Annotated in this window: 7 protein-coding genes; 2 read left to right on the top strand and 5 right to left on the bottom strand. The window is 29.9% G+C overall.

The window, feature by feature from the left end; all coding sequences use genetic code 11:
• Positions 1 to 106: 106 nt before the first annotated feature.
• The 3 genes from AAC008_RS11700 to AAC008_RS11690 all read right to left on the bottom strand — a co-directional run bounded on the left by AAC008_RS11700 (position 107) and on the right by AAC008_RS11690 (position 9,373).
• On the bottom strand, positions 107 to 3,865 hold the full coding sequence (locus tag AAC008_RS11700; RefSeq protein ID WP_339889469.1) for a T9SS type A sorting domain-containing protein: 3,759 nt from the start codon (positions 3,863 to 3,865) through the stop codon (positions 107 to 109).
• A gap of 112 nt (positions 3,866 to 3,977) precedes the next feature.
• Positions 3,978 to 6,380, bottom strand: coding sequence for a thiamine pyrophosphate-dependent enzyme (locus AAC008_RS11695; RefSeq protein ID WP_339889468.1), 2,403 nt, complete (start codon positions 6,378 to 6,380; stop codon positions 3,978 to 3,980).
• 167 nt (positions 6,381 to 6,547) lie between these two features.
• Positions 6,548 to 9,373 (bottom strand): aminopeptidase, encoded by a 2,826-nt coding sequence (locus AAC008_RS11690; protein ID WP_339889467.1) that lies wholly within the window; start codon positions 9,371 to 9,373, stop codon positions 6,548 to 6,550.
• Positions 9,374 to 9,521: 148 nt separating this feature from the next.
• Here AAC008_RS11690 and AAC008_RS11685 point away from each other — a divergent pair, with 148 nt between their 5' ends.
• Positions 9,522 to 11,507, top strand: a complete 1,986-nt coding sequence (locus AAC008_RS11685; RefSeq protein WP_339889466.1) for an endonuclease — start codon at positions 9,522 to 9,524, stop codon at positions 11,505 to 11,507.
• A 61-nt stretch (positions 11,508 to 11,568) separates the two neighbouring features.
• Here AAC008_RS11685 and AAC008_RS11680 read toward each other — a convergent pair whose 3' ends face one another.
• Together AAC008_RS11680 and uvrA are read right to left on the bottom strand one after the other, a co-directional pair.
• Complete coding sequence (locus tag AAC008_RS11680; protein WP_339889465.1) at positions 11,569 to 12,294, bottom strand: TIGR00730 family Rossman fold protein; 726 nt, start codon at positions 12,292 to 12,294, stop codon at positions 11,569 to 11,571.
• Positions 12,295 to 12,324: 30 nt separating this feature from the next.
• The gene (uvrA, locus tag AAC008_RS11675) at positions 12,325 to 15,156 is read right to left on the bottom strand and encodes an excinuclease ABC subunit UvrA (protein ID WP_339889464.1); all 2,832 of its coding nucleotides are present in this window, start codon (positions 15,154 to 15,156) and stop codon (positions 12,325 to 12,327) included.
• Between the two features lie 105 nt (positions 15,157 to 15,261).
• Here uvrA and AAC008_RS11670 point away from each other — a divergent pair, with 105 nt between their 5' ends.
• Positions 15,262 to 15,783, top strand: coding sequence for a hypothetical protein (locus AAC008_RS11670; protein WP_339889463.1), 522 nt, complete (start codon positions 15,262 to 15,264; stop codon positions 15,781 to 15,783).
• The last annotated feature ends 2 nt before the right edge of the window (positions 15,784 to 15,785 follow it).

The raw sequence follows: 15,785 nt of genomic DNA, 5'->3' as shown, positions 1-15,785 counted from the left end.
GGTTAAAAATCAAATATAAACATAATTTATTTTTAAAAATTCGATTTGTAAAAAAAAAATCCTCAAAAATTAATTTGAGGATTTATAGTACTTATTGAAATCTATATCAATTTTTAATTAATTTCTTAACTATTTTACCACTATTTTCTGTTGAAATTGTTATTAAATAAATTCCACTATTTAAAGAAGATACATTTATTAATTCCGTTTTCGATTTAGTTTGATAAACCACTTTTCCTAATAAATCATGAATTTCAATTGATTTTATGTCAATAGTTGAAGTTCCATATTTAATATTTAATATTTCATTTGTTGGATTTGGATAAATTGCTATTTCATCCAACAAGAAATTTTCATTTGACAATGTATTAACAAAAGTTGTTTGAAATGTATTTGTAATGATGGCTGGATTTGAATCAAAATAAATTTCAGCAGTGTTTGGGATTATATCATTTACAGCAAAACCAGCATTTGGTTTTATTTTGAAGGAAATAGATCCTTGACTTAATTCTTCATTTTGAGATAATGGTGGTAAGTTTATTCCAGGAAAGTTAAAAGTTAAATTATTTCCATTTCTTACTACCTGATAGTAATGAGTTGAGCTTAATATTCTAATTGTTTCAGGATTTAACTGAGAATTTAAAACATCTTCTAATCTAACATTTAAAGCATCTGCTGTTCCAGTATTTTGAAAACGAATCGTGTAGAACAGATAATCATCGGTTGTAAACGTATTTATTAAAATTTGTGGTCCATGATTCTCAATTTTATCATTCGGATCATAAGAGTTAACAATAGACTGAATAAGTTGATCATCATTGTCGCCTAAGTTAATATCAGTAGTAGATGAAGTTATACTTACATTTGCAGCTACTGAATCTCCAATATTTACAATAGGAACATTCGGCAAAGACATACTTACAAAAACAGTTCTTGACTCTTGAGGTTGTAAGTTGGTATAATCCAAAGTAAAACCATTAGTATTAATGATAGCAGATGCATTATCTGTAGTTACCATGGTTGCTTGACTTGGTTTTAGAAATGTAACAGTTCCATTTACTGCAATTACTCCATTATTTTTTATGACAACTTTGTTTTTGTAGGTTAAATTTGGTCTTGGAGGAGTTACAGGAAGTATATTAACTCTAACATCTGTAAAAGGCTGAACTACACTTATTGGAAAATAAAAAAGATTGGAAGCTGTTAATGCTGCAATACTTAAATCATTATATGTAGTTGTAGAGTTTAGAAAACCATTATATTCAGAATTAACTGAGAAACTAGCATCAATTAAATCAGTAGGTAAGGCAGGATAAATTTTATATTTTCCTGTAGAAGAAATATAATTTGTAAATGTTCCTGAATTATTTGTATCAACTAAGAATTCACCACTATTAAAATAAGTTTCGTTATTTTCTTTTGTACCGTTATTATTTAGGTCTAAAAAGGCTCTTAAATCAAGATTGTTATTAGCTGCTCCATTTAATTCAATATTTACAACACCAACTTGGTTGCTAAAATTGGTTACTAAAATTATGTAATATTGACCAGCTATTGCATTAGGAATACTTATTTGTTCTACTGATGCTGCAGAATAACTACAGCCAATTACATTATTTGGAATGTTTATATTTCCATCAGGAAAATCATATAAACTACCACAACTTGTTGCTAGCTCTTGAGCTGTAAATGGACCCCATAATGAATAGTCAATATCAATTCCGCTACCACCACTTGTTACTTGGGTAATAACACCAGATAAATTACCAGTTTCATTTACTTGAAAATAGAACCAATTTGGATTAGGTGTTGTGAATAAGCAATTAATATTTCCATAACTTGGAAAGCCAACTATATTTTGATATTGTACTCCAAGACCAGTTATTTCACTTGAATTACCACAATCTAATGATCTTATACATATATCAAAATTAAGTATTTGATTTTGTAGCAAAAAAGTGTTAAATATTCTAATTTTATACTCTTGCCCAATTACTAAATTTGATGCAATTCCACTTGTAGTATTGCTGCATAAAAATTCTATTTGATTTGAGCAGTCATTATTGTAAACAGCAAAAGAGATATTATTGTTATTGCCAATAATATTGTTTAATGATATACTATGAGAAGTATTTAGTGCCGTAAAATGAAACCAAACATCATTTGTTGATGCAGTACCACAAGTATAAGTTGAACTTGAAGGTGTTGCACTAGTTAAAGTTCCAGAAGTAGCCGATTGACATTCAGTAGAGCTATTAACAACTACATTAATTGAATTTGTACATAAATCATTTGAAGGAGAAGGAGGAAATGTAGAAACACAGATATCAAAAGTTGTTGTTTGTAAAGGTGTAGCCGTTTCTGAATAAACTCTAATATAATAAACTTCTCCTACTATAAAACTATTGTAACTACTCATGTTAAGTTGAGTACATTGAAGCTGAGTTAAATTATCACATGCATTTGTTGTACTAGATGAAGCATAAACAGTTAGATTTAAATTTTGAGTCGAACCAACTATATTTTGAATATTTATTATGTGTGAGGTTTCTGTAGCTGTAAAAGAATACCAAACATCGTCATCAGCTGTTCCAAGACAAGCATTTGTTTGTGGAGATGAAGTTGCTCCATAAACAGAGCCAGATGTTACATTTGTACATACTCCATTTGCATTAACATTTAATACGAAAGCATTATCACAATTGTCATTAGATGGAGCAGGAGGAGGAACAATACAACTTGTATTTAAAGTAAAAACACCTTGATTGGTTCCAAAACCAAAAACATAGACATAATAAATAGTTCCAGTAGTAGTTGCAATTTGAACTTGAGATTGATTTCCACAAGAATTATCATTTCCTGTAACACAAGTAAAAGCTCCACAACTTCCTGTAAAAACTTGAATTTTAGTATCAAATGCAGATCCACATAATGAAAAAGTAGTAATATCACCATTTCCTACGTAAGAATACCAAAGTCCTCCAGAACCAGCAGAAGTTCCACATGTAGTCGTTGGAGCACCTGTAGTTGTTGCTCCTACTGTTGTTTGTGTTACTGTACTTGAACAAGTGATAGGTATCGCACCAGAACACAAATCATTTATTGCAGGACAAAATGTCTGAGTTAACGCTGTACTATTTTTAAAACAATTTACATCTTGTTGATTTTGAAGGTTAACTTGAACATTGGTTCCGTTTGTAAATGGGCCAAATTGCAATTGCCCACTACTTGTCAAAGTTTGAGATGTTGAAGCAGGTGTTGTAGTTCCAACTATAGAAGTTGCTGAACCCATACTTGTAACATTAGCATTTACAAAAAATGTGCCAGTTCCACTAGCACAATTAGAGGCAACTGCAAAAGTTGCATTCATATTAGTACAGGTGTTTTCTGTTATTGTTAAAGAATAAGGAATATTTTGGTTATTAGTATTAGTAGCCCAAGTTGAAATTACTATATAATATGTTTGACCAACTGTAGGGTTTATAATTACAGAATCAGCAGTAGTAGTTCCATTTCCTAAGGTACTACCTGCAACACAACTAACTCCTATATTTGCACAATTATTATAAACAAATAAACCAGACCAAGTTGAGTTTGTTTGTGAAGTTATTGTAATTGGATTTGAATTAGTTGCTGTAAAACTATAAAATACATCATTTCCATTTAAATATGTTCCTGTAGTTCCACAACCACTAGAGCCAGGTGAACCATCAACTAAATCTAAATAATTAGATGTGTTATCTTGGGCAACATATGGAATACTAGTTATTAGAATTGGATCTTGGCAAGTAGTACCAATTTGTGCGTACGTTTGGCTAATAAAAAACGAAAATAAAATGAATAACTTAATGGTAGTTTTGTTCATAGTTGATTGAGGTTTGGGTTAATGTTTTGATAGTCAAATATAAACAAAAAAGTTTTGGAAAATAAAATTTGTAAAAAAAAACCTCAAATTTAATTTGAGGTTTTTTTTATTTCTAATACAAACTAGAATATTTACTAGGATTAGCTTCATTCATTATTTCATAAACCTTTTCAAAGACATCTTCAATACTTGGTTTTGAGAAATAATCACCATCAGTTCCATAAGATGGTCTGTGTGGTTTTGCAGCTAAGGTTTGTGGTTTGCTGTCTAAATAGTTATAAGCTGATTGATTTTCTACAATTTCTTGTAACATGTAAGCACTTGCTCCACCAGGAACATCTTCATCAACCACTAATAAACGATTTGTTTTTTGAATACTTTTTACGATATCATGATTTAAATCGAAAGGTAATAAAGATTGAACATCAATAATTTCTACATTGATATCATGTTCTTGTAATTCTTTAGCTGCTTGTTCAACAATTCTAATCGTTGAACCATAAGAAACTATTGTTATGTCTTTTCCTTCTCTAATGGTTTCAACAACTCCAATTGGTGTAGTGAATTCTCCTAGATTAGTAGGCATTTTTTCTTTTAAACGATATCCATTTAAACATTCAATAACTAAAGCTGGTTCGTCTGTTTGCAATAATGCATTATAAAAACCTGCAGCTTTGGTCATGTTTCTTGGTACTAAAACGTGGATTCCACGAATAGCATTGATAATCATTCCCATTGGTGAACCTGAATGCCAAATTCCTTCCAATCTGTGTCCACGTGTACGAATGATTAAAGGTGCTTTTTGTCTTCCTTTAGTTCTATATTGAAGTGTCGCTAAATCATCACTCATGATTTGAATAGCATACAATAAATAATCTAAATACTGAATTTCAGCAATTGGTCTTAAACCTCTCATTGCCATTCCAATTCCTTGTCCTAATATAGTTGCTTCACGAATTCCAGCATCTGAAACTCTGAATTCGCCATATTTTTCTTGCATTCCTTCTAAACCTTGGTTTACATCACCAATATTTCCTGCATCTTCCCCAAAAACTAAAGTTTCAGGATATTTTGAAAAAATAGCATCAAAATTATCTCTAATTACAACTCTTGCATCAACATCTTCTGCTGCATTATCAAAAGTTGGTTTAATTTCGTTTATTTTTGAAATAGCATCTTTTGATGAAGAGAATAAATGTGAACTAAATTTAGGTTGTATAGTTTCTTTATAACCAAAAATCCAAGTTGATAAATTAGCTCTACTGTCTTCATTTTTGATAAGACGTAAAACTTTTCTAGCTGTTGAAAGTGTATCTTTTCGGATTGGTTCTTTGATAGATGCTAAATCAGCAGCATATTTATCAATAAAGACTTTGTTCGAACTTGTTGAAGCAATAGTGTTTAACAATTCTACTAATTCATCACGTTCTGTTTTAATAGGGTTTAAATAAGCATTCCAAGCTGCCTTTTTACCTTCTAAAACTTCTTTTTTGATTGATTTTTCTAACTCTTCAATTTCTTCAGCTGAAGTAATATTATTTTCAATTGCCCACGTTTTCATTTTGGCTAAACAATCAAAATCAGCTTCCCAAGCTAAACGATCTGCATTTTTATATCTTTCGTGACTTCCAGAAGTAGAATGTCCTTGTGGTTGTGTTAATTCTTGAACGTGAATTAAAACAGGAACGTGTTCTTCTCTAGCAATTTTTGAAGCTTTTTGATACGTTTCAATTAAAGCTGGATAATCCCAACCTTTAACTCTTAATATTTCGTAACCATTATTATCTTCATCTCTTTGAAATCCTTTTAAAATTTCAGAAATATTTTCTTTTGTAGTTTGATATCTTGCGTGAACCGAAATTCCATATTCATCATCCCAAACACTCATTACCATTGGTACTTGTAAAACTCCAGCAGCATTTATTGTTTCAAAAAATAAACCTTCAGAAGTTGAAGCATTTCCTATTGTTCCCCAAGCAACTTCATTTCCATTTATTGAAAAGTTAGTTTTATTGGTAATTCCGTTTACGTTTCTATATATTTTTGAAGCTTGAGCTAATCCTAACAAACGAGGCATTTGTCCAGCAGTAGGAGAGATATCAGCACTTGAATTTTTTTGTAAAGTCAAGTTGTTCCAATTTCCATTTTCGTCTAAACTATGAGTTGCAAAGTGTCCACCCATTTGACGACCAGCACTCATAGGGTCATTTTCCAAATTGGTATGACCATATAAACCAGCAAAAAATTGTTCGATATTTAATGCACCAATTGCCATCATAAAAGTTTGATCACGATAATAACCAGAACGGAAATCACCATTTTTAAACGCTTTCGCTAAGGCTAATTGAGGAACTTCTTTTCCATCACCAAAAATTCCAAACTTAGCTTTTCCTGTTAGAACTTCTTTTCTACCAAGAAGACTACATTCTCTACTAGTAATAGCAATTTTTAAATCAGAAAGAACTTCTTGCTTGAAATCTTCGAATGAAATATTTTGTTTGGTTTTTGCTTCCATAAAGTATACAATTGGGTTTGGTACAAATTTAATAAATAGAATGAATATTTTACGCTTTTTGAAATAGTTTTTTAAACATAAAATAAATTATTCATAAAATATAGCTTTTTTGTTAAATATATGTGACAAAAAGTTACTTATATGTGATTATCTTTCAATAAATATAACTAAAACCATTTTCGGGTAAATAGAGAAATTAATGTTTTTGGACTTAATGTAACTACAAAACGTATTTTTTGACTATAATTTGGTTGATTTAGTTCAAAACCATTAGTTGACTGAACAGGAAAATATAATTCAAAGTAATCTGGCACAAGGTTTAAGCGAATTCCACTGTCATAAATAAATTTAGGTTTTATAGATTTGTTTTTAAACAACCCAACATCACTATATACTTCAATCCAATTCCAAATGTTAAAACTTCCATTAATAGTAGAAATCCATTGGTTTGCATATCTAGTATCAAACTTAGATTTAAAACCACCTTCTCCCATAACGTATTGTTGGCTAAATATTCCAGTTGACTCAGAACGACCTAATAAGCTATAATTGAATAAATAATCAGTAGGTCGATCCACTCCAAAACTAAAAAAATCTGAATTTGTGCTTCTATACATGAAAGTTCCAATATAAAAACGAAGGTTTATTCTTCTGTTGTCTTCAAAAAGCTTTCTATATTCAATTTCAGCGGCTATTTTTCCAAATGAATTTGCAATTTGTAAATCGGTGTGAAAGGAGTAATATTTTGTTATTTCTGACTGAATATTGTAATATCTAGCATTAAAAACAGAGTAATTATCTGTATTTGAATCAGTTGTGAAACTAGATTTTTCTCTATTTACATAGTATTGCGTTAATTGAATGTATTCATTTTTATTGTACCTAAAATTATTATCTCTAAACCTAAACTGAATAGTTGGAATAATTCTAGTATATAAAGCCTCTGGTGCATAATGAGAGGTTGATGCAGACATAGAATAGCGTATATTGTACAAACGGCCTTCACGAACATTTTGATTTACCATTCCGGAAATGCCTCCAACAATTTTTTGTGTATTAGATGAATATTCTGGAGAAATATCAAAAGTAAAAGGTTTGTTTAAGATGGAACGATTGTTGATTTTCATTCCAATTTTTATACCATCATATAAATTATATTCGGCCGTTGGAACATAAAAAATTTGATTGTAATATGGGTTTTCTAAATCTTTAAAAAAAGTAAATTTTAAGGGTCTATTATTGAAAATAAATCCATTTAATGAGTGCCAATTGTTTCTTAGATTAAATTCAGGTACTTCTGTTTTATAGTTTAAGACTAATTTGTCAATATTATTTCTTGGAATTACAAAAGTTGTATCTTTTTTTATATTTGTAAGCCATTTTTTGTAAACAATAGTGTCGTTACTTATACCATACAAAGGAATTGGTACATTGGTTAAAGTTTTGTTTTTAATTGAAACACTTATTGAATCCTTTTGTTTTTTAATAACGCCAAATTTAAAATCAATTAAATCTCTTTTATTAATTACTGTATTAAAAAACCAATCAATGTCTTTTTGTGCATTTTGATTTAAAATATATTCAAAGTCATATCTTGAGGTTTGTACACTATTATTCATATTCAAAAATTCAACTATACTTTTTTGAACTATATTATTTTCTAAATAAGAATCTAAATAACGTAAACTTAAACCTGCTCTATATTTTCCGGCTATCTGTTCGTTGAATTTAATTAAAGAATTTTTATCACTTCCTATTGGTTGATCCAAGTTTTTTCTAGCCATTAATAAATAAACATAATAAAATTGATCATTAAAATCTGTAGTAAGAATATTATAGCCTTTTAATAATTTTATTTTTGATAAACTTCCCATCATTTTGAATTTTGGATAGTGATAATCAATGTAATTCATTAAAATATACTGTTGAATTCCTTCTTCAATCCAATGGTCTTTTCTGTGGTTTATTAGGATTTTTTCTTTTAATAAATTATTCAAATAAGTCTTTAAAAAGCGCACTTCAAATATAAACTCATCTGGAAAAGGATTTATGAAAGAAGGTAATTGATTAACACCATAAAAAGGATTTTTATTATAATCATCGTTGGAAACAATAATTTTATTTTCTTTTGGGCTTCCAATTTGACTAGAAACATATTTAGTAACTTTATCAATAACTAAAGCTATTTCAATTTCAGATAAACGTTTGTCTTCAAAATTAGAAATTACTTCTACATTTTCATTTTTATAACTTTTGAATGAAACTGCATTAATTGGTTCTAAAATTAAAGAAACTGTTTGTCTTCTTTTTGCGGTTAGGGTGTGTTTTTTACTAGCTAAATCTTCAAACAACTCTTTTTGATTAAAATCACTAAAAACCTGATAATTTTTCGGAAATTCAATATCAATTTTATAATCGCTAACAGCATTCGAAATGTCATCTAAATTTTCATTACTTTGAGCTATAAATTGTTTGTTTTCATATCTTGGAATTGATAGAAACCAATCTTTTAGGTTTATTTTTCCATTATTATCAAAACCGTATTTTGTAAATTTTTCATTTGGAATTTTTACGATATAATTAAAAAGAAATTTCTGTTGAGAATTTGGTAATATGGGTTTGTTTAAACAAAGTTTTATAAGATCGACCCTTTCATCAAAATATTCCCATATAACTTGATTAAACTTTTCGTCTACTACAGCGTTTATTTTTGTAAATCCTCTATCTTCCTCTTTGGCTAAGTGAAAAACTCTTGAAAATTCATCTGAAAATCGTTTAGCTAGTGCAGAATTTTTTGAAGAAAAGGCATTATTCCAATCATTTAATAAAATTGAATGCAGTGTATCACTTGTGTTATTTGCATACAAAATTTCTTGTTGAATGTATAAAAGGTGTTTTTCAGTATCAACTTTTACATTCAAATTTATACTATGTTGAGCCCAAACATTAGTTTGAAGCAATAGTATGATTAGTATGAAACGAAATGTTTTCAAATTTTAGCAATTTTTTGAGTGTAAATATAGCAAAATCAATAGTTAAGAAGCACTATATGCTCAATATTTTTATTATAAATTAATATTAGTTTAACGATGATTTCTTTTCATTCGCTATTAAAAGGTTATCTTTGAAAAAAAAAATATTATGTCAAAAAAAATACTCTTAATTTTTTCACTTTTTATTTCAAATTTTATTTTTTCACAAATAGTTATAAATGAAGTAGATGGTGATAATCCTAGTACTGATTTTTACGAATTTATAGAATTGAAATCAAGCACGCCAAACTTATCTCTAGATGGGTATGTGTTGGTTTTTTATAATGCAGGTAGTTCTGCACCTTATTCAGGAATTTCAAGCTATTACACTTTTGATCTAGATGGTTATGTAACGGATATAAATGGAATTGTACATGTTGGAAATACTCAAGTGTCTCCAGCTCCTGCAGGAAACATTCCAAATAACACCATTCAAAATGGTCCAGATGTAGTGGCACTATATTTAGGAAGCGATACAGATTTTCCATTTTTCACAGCAGCTACTAATGTTAATTTAATTGATGCAGTAGCTTATACCAATAATGCATCTAATTATCCTACTGCTTTAATGAATATTTTAGGAATAACTATTTGTTCTGCAGATATTGAAAATGCGACTTCTACATCAAAGTCAGTTCAAAGAAAAAACGATGGTACTTATGAAGTAAAAATTCCAACTCCAGGAGCAAATAATGATGGCTCAGGGATTCCTATAACAAGAATAAATATAACTACATCTTCAGCCGAAGTTGATGAAGCAACTAGTTTAACAATAACTTTTACTGCAAATTTGGCAATCTCTGGAAGCGATTTAAGTTTTACCTATGTTTTAGATAATGGAAGTTTTAATTCAAGTGATTTTACAGGAGATTTAAATGTAATTATTCCAGTCGGACAAACAACAGTTGTTAAAACAATACAATTGTTAAACGATGGAGTTAATGAAGATGATGAAACATTAAATATATATGTAGCCACTGTTCCTACGGGCTATATGATGAACCGAAATAACGTTAAAGTAAGAGTTCATGATGCAAATTTTATTGTACAACCTTGGGGAACACCTTTGAATCCAACTTTTGGAATTGTATCAAGTACAGCTCCAGCTGGATATTATAGTACAATTAATGGTTTATCTGGAACTACATTAAAACAAGCTTTGCAAGATATTATTGCCAATCCAAGTGTTGTACATGCTCAAAATTATGGTGATGTAGAAACTATATTAAAAGTTAGTGATATTAACCCATTAAACAGTAGTCAAGTTTGGTTAATGTATGTGGAACAATCACGTTCAAAATTAGATTATCAAACGAGTAACTATAATATTGGGGTTTGGAACAGAGAACATATTTTTGCACAATCTAGAGGTGGTTTTCAAGATGGAACTTCTTCCACAGCAGACGGAATTGATATTTGGTTGCCAACAAATGCAAATGATTTATTGACAGGTCATGGTGATGCGCATCATATTAGAGCAGAAGATGGTTCAGAAAACAGTTTTCGTAGCAATAAAAATTTTGGAAATGTAAATACTTCTACAATGTATGCTGGACCAACTGGTACATTAGGTTCGTGGAAAGGTGATGTAGCAAGAGCGTTAATGTATATGGATGTAAGATATAATGCTTTAAATGTTGTTAACGGTGATGTTTCAGAATCACCAACAGGTTATATTGGAGATTTAGCTACATTGTTACAATGGCACCAACAAGATCCACCAGATGATTTTGAAATGAATAGAAATAATTATATCTATACATGGCAAATTAATAGAAACCCATTTATTGATAATCCAGATTTAGCGAGTTATATTTTTGGAAGTAATGTGGGACAACCTTATACTTTAGGAAACGATAATTTTGTAGCTTCAAAAGTTGTGGTTTATCCAAATCCAACAACAGATTATATTATAATTGCTGGAATTGAATCTGAAGCTAAAGCTGAAGTTTTCTCAATCACTGGACAAAAGATAAAAGAAGTTAAATTTACAAATGAAGTTACACTTTCATTAAATGATGTAACGGCTGGAGTTTATTTGGTTAAGGTTTCAAATGAAAACTCAAGTATTATTAAAAAGATTATTGTTAGATAGTTAGATTTTTAAAATAAGTCATAAAAAAAAGTCCTTCGTTTTGAAGGACTTTTTTGTTTTATTAAAAGTTAGGAGACAAATTATATTTCTTATAGAAAGTATCTAAAGCCTCTAAAACTTGATCTTCATTATCTACAATCTGAATCAAATTTAAATCATCTGGACTAACTGTTTTAAACTTTTCAATTAACATAGTTTTTACCCAATCCATTAAACCGGACCAAAACTCTGTACCTACTAAAATAATTGGAAATTTAGCGATTTTCTTAGTTTGGATTAAAGTGATTGCTTCAAACAATTCATCTAATGTTCCAAATCCACCAGGCATTACTACAAAACCTTGTGAGTATTTTACAAACATTACTTTTCTAACGAAGAAGTAATCAAAATTTAAGTTTTTATCTCTATCAATATAAGGATTAAAATGTTGTTCAAAAGGTAATTCAATATTTAAACCTACTGAAGTTCCACCACCAAAATGAGCTCCTTTATTTCCGGCTTCCATTATTCCTGGACCACCACCTGTAATTACTCCATAACCTCCTTTACTTATTTTGTAGGCAATTTTTTCGGCTAATAAATAATTTGGATCATCTGATTTTGTTCTAGCTGAACCAAAAATAGATACGCAAGGACCAATTCTTCCCATTGCTTCGTATCCATTTACGAATTCGGACATAATTTTAAAAATTGCCCAAGAATCGTTAGTTCTTATTTCATTCCAAGTCTTTTGCTTTAGTTTTTCTTGTATTCTTTGATCGTCATTTTCGTATTGATCTGTTGACATATTCTTTTCTTTTATAATTAAACAAACATGCTAAATTAATTCTTTTTTCAAGAATTGCGCTGTGTAACTTTTTTTATTTTTTACAATTTCTTCTGGTGTTCCTTTTGCAACTAATTGTCCACCGCCTTTTCCACCTTCATAACCAATATCAATTACATAATCGGCAAGTTTGACTACGTCTAAATTATGTTCAATAATTACAACAGTATTTCCTCTGTCAACTAATTCATTTAAAACACCCATTAATACTCTAATGTCTTCAAAATGCAATCCTGTTGTAGGTTCATCCAAAATATAAAAAGTATTTCCTGTGTCTTTTTTAGATAATTCTGAAGCTAATTTAATACGTTGTGCTTCACCACCAGAAAGTGTCGTACTTTGTTGTCCTAATGTAATATAACCTAATCCAACATCTTGAATGGTTTTTACTTTTCTATATATTTTTGGAATCAATTCAAAAAAATCAACCGCTTCATCAACTGTCATATTCAACACATCTGAAATTGATTTTCCTTTGTAACGAATTTCTAAAGTTTCCCTATTAAAACGTTTTCCCTGACAAGTTTCGCATTCTACATAAACATCAGGCAAGAAACTCATTTCAATAGTTCTAACTCCAGAACCTTCACATGTATCACATCTTCCACCTTTAACATTAAAACTAAAACGACCAGCTTTGTAACCACGAATCATGGCTTCTGGTGTCATGGTGTAAAGTTTTCTAATTTCAGAAAACACATCAGTATAAGTGGCTGGATTACTTCTTGGAGTTCGACCAATCGGACTTTGATCAATCTCAATTACTTTATCTATATGTTGAAGTCCTTCAATCTTTTTGTAAGGTTGTGGTTTTTTTACACCATTAAAAAAGTGAGCATTTAAAATAGGGTAGAGTGTTCCGTTAATCAAAGTAGATTTTCCTGAACCTGAAACTCCAGTAACGCAAATCATTTGGCCTAATGGAAATTCAACCGTAACATTTTTTAAATTATTTCCTGTTGCACCAGATAGTTTTAAGATTTTTCCGTTTCCTTTTCTTCTTTCCGTTGGAACTTCTATTTTCATTTTACCACTCATGTATTGAGCAGTTATGGTATTTTCTTTTAATAATTCTTTTGGTGTTCCTTCGCTTATTATTCTTCCACCAAATCTTCCTGCTTTTGGACCAATGTCAATTACGTAATCAGCACGTTCAATCATGTCTTTGTCGTGTTCTACAACTATGACTGAATTTCCTATATCACGTAAGTTTTCTAAAGATTTTATAAGCCTTTCATTATCTCTTTGATGTAAACCAATGCTAGGTTCATCTAAAATATACAATACTCCAACTAATTGTGAACCAATTTGTGTTGCCAATCGAATTCGTTGTGCTTCACCACCAGAAAGTGATTTTGAACTTCTGTTTATGGTCAAATAATTCAATCCAACATCTAATAAAAATTGCAAACGAGCTTCAATTTCTTTGATAACTTCAACAGCGATTGCATTTTGTTTTTCGGATAAATATTGCGGTAATTCTTTGAACCAATCAAATAATTCATTGATATCCATGTGAACTAACTCACCGATATTTTTTTCGTTAATTTTAAAATAAAGTGATTCTTTACGTAAACGACTTCCTTCACAAGCTGGACAATCATTTTCGTCCATGAATTCCTTTGCCCAACGTTTTAAAGAAGCTGTGTTGCTTTCTTCATATTGATTTTTAATAAAATTTGAAATTCCTTCAAAATCAATTTTATAGTCTTTGGTAATTCCCATTACTTTTGAAACTACTTCGAACTTTTCATTTCCACCATTCAAAATCATATTCATAGCTTCTTGAGGAATAGTTTCAATAGCATCAGAAAGTTTGAACTCATATTTATGAGCAATAAGTTCTAATTGTTTGAAAATCCAAGTCGATTTCATTTCACCTAATGGAGCAAAACCACCAGCTTTTATGGATAATTTTGGATTTGGAACAATTTTTTTCAAATTAATTTCATTCACAACACCAAGACCGTTACAGTTTTCACAAGCACCTTTTGGAGAATTGAATGAAAAATTATTTGGCTCTGGATTTGGATAAGAAATACCAGAAGATGGGCACATTAAATTACGACTAAAGTATCGTACTTCTTGACTTTCTTGTTCAATAACCATTAAAATATCATCACCGTGATACATGGCTGTTCTGATAGTTTCAGTCAAACGTTTATCAGTGTCTTCTGTTTCGTCAATTGCCATTCTATCAATAACGATTTCGATATCATGCATTTTATAACGATCGACTTTCATTCCGACATCTAAATCACGAATTGTTCCATCAACTCTAACTTTTAAGAAACCTTGTTTAGCAATTTGTTCAAAAAGTTCGCGATAATGACCTTTACGAGAACGTACTACTGGAGCTAAAATATTGATTCGTTTACCATTGAAATCATTAAGAATCAATTCCTTAATTTGTTCATCAGAATAGGAAACCATTTTTTCTCCCGTATTGTAACTATAAGCATCACCAGCTCTAGCGTACAAAAGACGTAGAAAATCATATATTTCAGTAATCGTTCCAACGGTTGAGCGTGGACTTTTACTAGTAGTTTTTTGTTCGATGGCAATAACCGGAGAAAGTCCGTCAATTTTGTCGACATCTGGACGTTCTAAACCACCTAAAAATTGGCGTGCATAAGCAGAAAAGGTTTCAATGTACCTTCTTTGTCCTTCAGCATAAATAGTATCAAAGGCTAATGATGATTTTCCTGAACCTGAAACACCAGTGATTACCACCAGTTTTTCTCTTGGAATTATTACATCTATATTTTTTAAATTATGGACACGAGCTCCAATAATTTCGATAGTTTCTTCTGTTTTCAACATAATTTTTGGCAAAAAGCAAAGATACTATTTTTAAAGAGAAATTTTGAATAACATATTATAGAATTTAGTTAAGATTTTCTATTTTTGAATAAAAAATTATAGAATATGAAGTTACTAGGAATAGGTTCAAGAATAAAGCATAACGAATATGGTGTAGGAGTTGTTACAAACGTTTCTCCAAAATTTTATTGGGTAACTTTTATCGAAAATGGATTAGAAACTATAGAATTAGATTCTGAACTTGAAGTTATTGAAGCTTTAGAAGACGAAGTAGATTCAGTTAGTTTTTTTGAAGTAGAAAAAGCTCTAAAAAATTTGTTAGAAAAATATAGTGACATTGGACCTAAAGTCTCTATTGCTGACAAATGGAAAGGTGGAAAAATACTTTTAGAACCAGGAACGCAAACTCAAAATAAAGAAATTCCGATTGATACTTTTTTTAACAAAATTGTAATGGTTAGAGATCGATTACGTGTTATGGAACAAAAAATAAATTCAAGTAATTTAGAATCTTCAGAAAAAATTGAATTACAGCAATACATTACAAGATGTTATGGAAGTTTAACTACTTTTAATGTCTTATTTAAAAATTCTAGTGACTTTTTTGTGGGAGAAAAATCGAAATAATG

Source organism: uncultured Flavobacterium sp. (genome assembly GCF_963975515.1).
Lineage (GTDB): Bacteria > Bacteroidota > Bacteroidia > Flavobacteriales > Flavobacteriaceae > Flavobacterium.
This window is presented reverse-complemented; position numbering and strand designations above follow the sequence as displayed.

What these genes read in the sequence shown, in the direction of transcription:
- uvrA (WP_339889464.1), bottom strand. Translation starts at nt 15,156, where the DNA reads ATGTTGAAAACAGAAGAAACTATCGAAATTATTGGAGCTCGTGTCCAT.
- AAC008_RS11700 (WP_339889469.1), bottom strand. Translation starts at nt 3,865, where the DNA reads ATGAACAAAACTACCATTAAGTTATTCATTTTATTTTCGTTTTTTATT.
- AAC008_RS11680 (WP_339889465.1), bottom strand. Translation starts at nt 12,294, where the DNA reads ATGTCAACAGATCAATACGAAAATGACGATCAAAGAATACAAGAAAAA.
- AAC008_RS11695 (WP_339889468.1), bottom strand. Translation starts at nt 6,380, where the DNA reads ATGGAAGCAAAAACCAAACAAAATATTTCATTCGAAGATTTCAAGCAA.
- AAC008_RS11670 (WP_339889463.1), top strand. Translation starts at nt 15,262, where the DNA reads ATGAAGTTACTAGGAATAGGTTCAAGAATAAAGCATAACGAATATGGT.
- AAC008_RS11685 (WP_339889466.1), top strand. Translation starts at nt 9,522, where the DNA reads ATGTCAAAAAAAATACTCTTAATTTTTTCACTTTTTATTTCAAATTTT.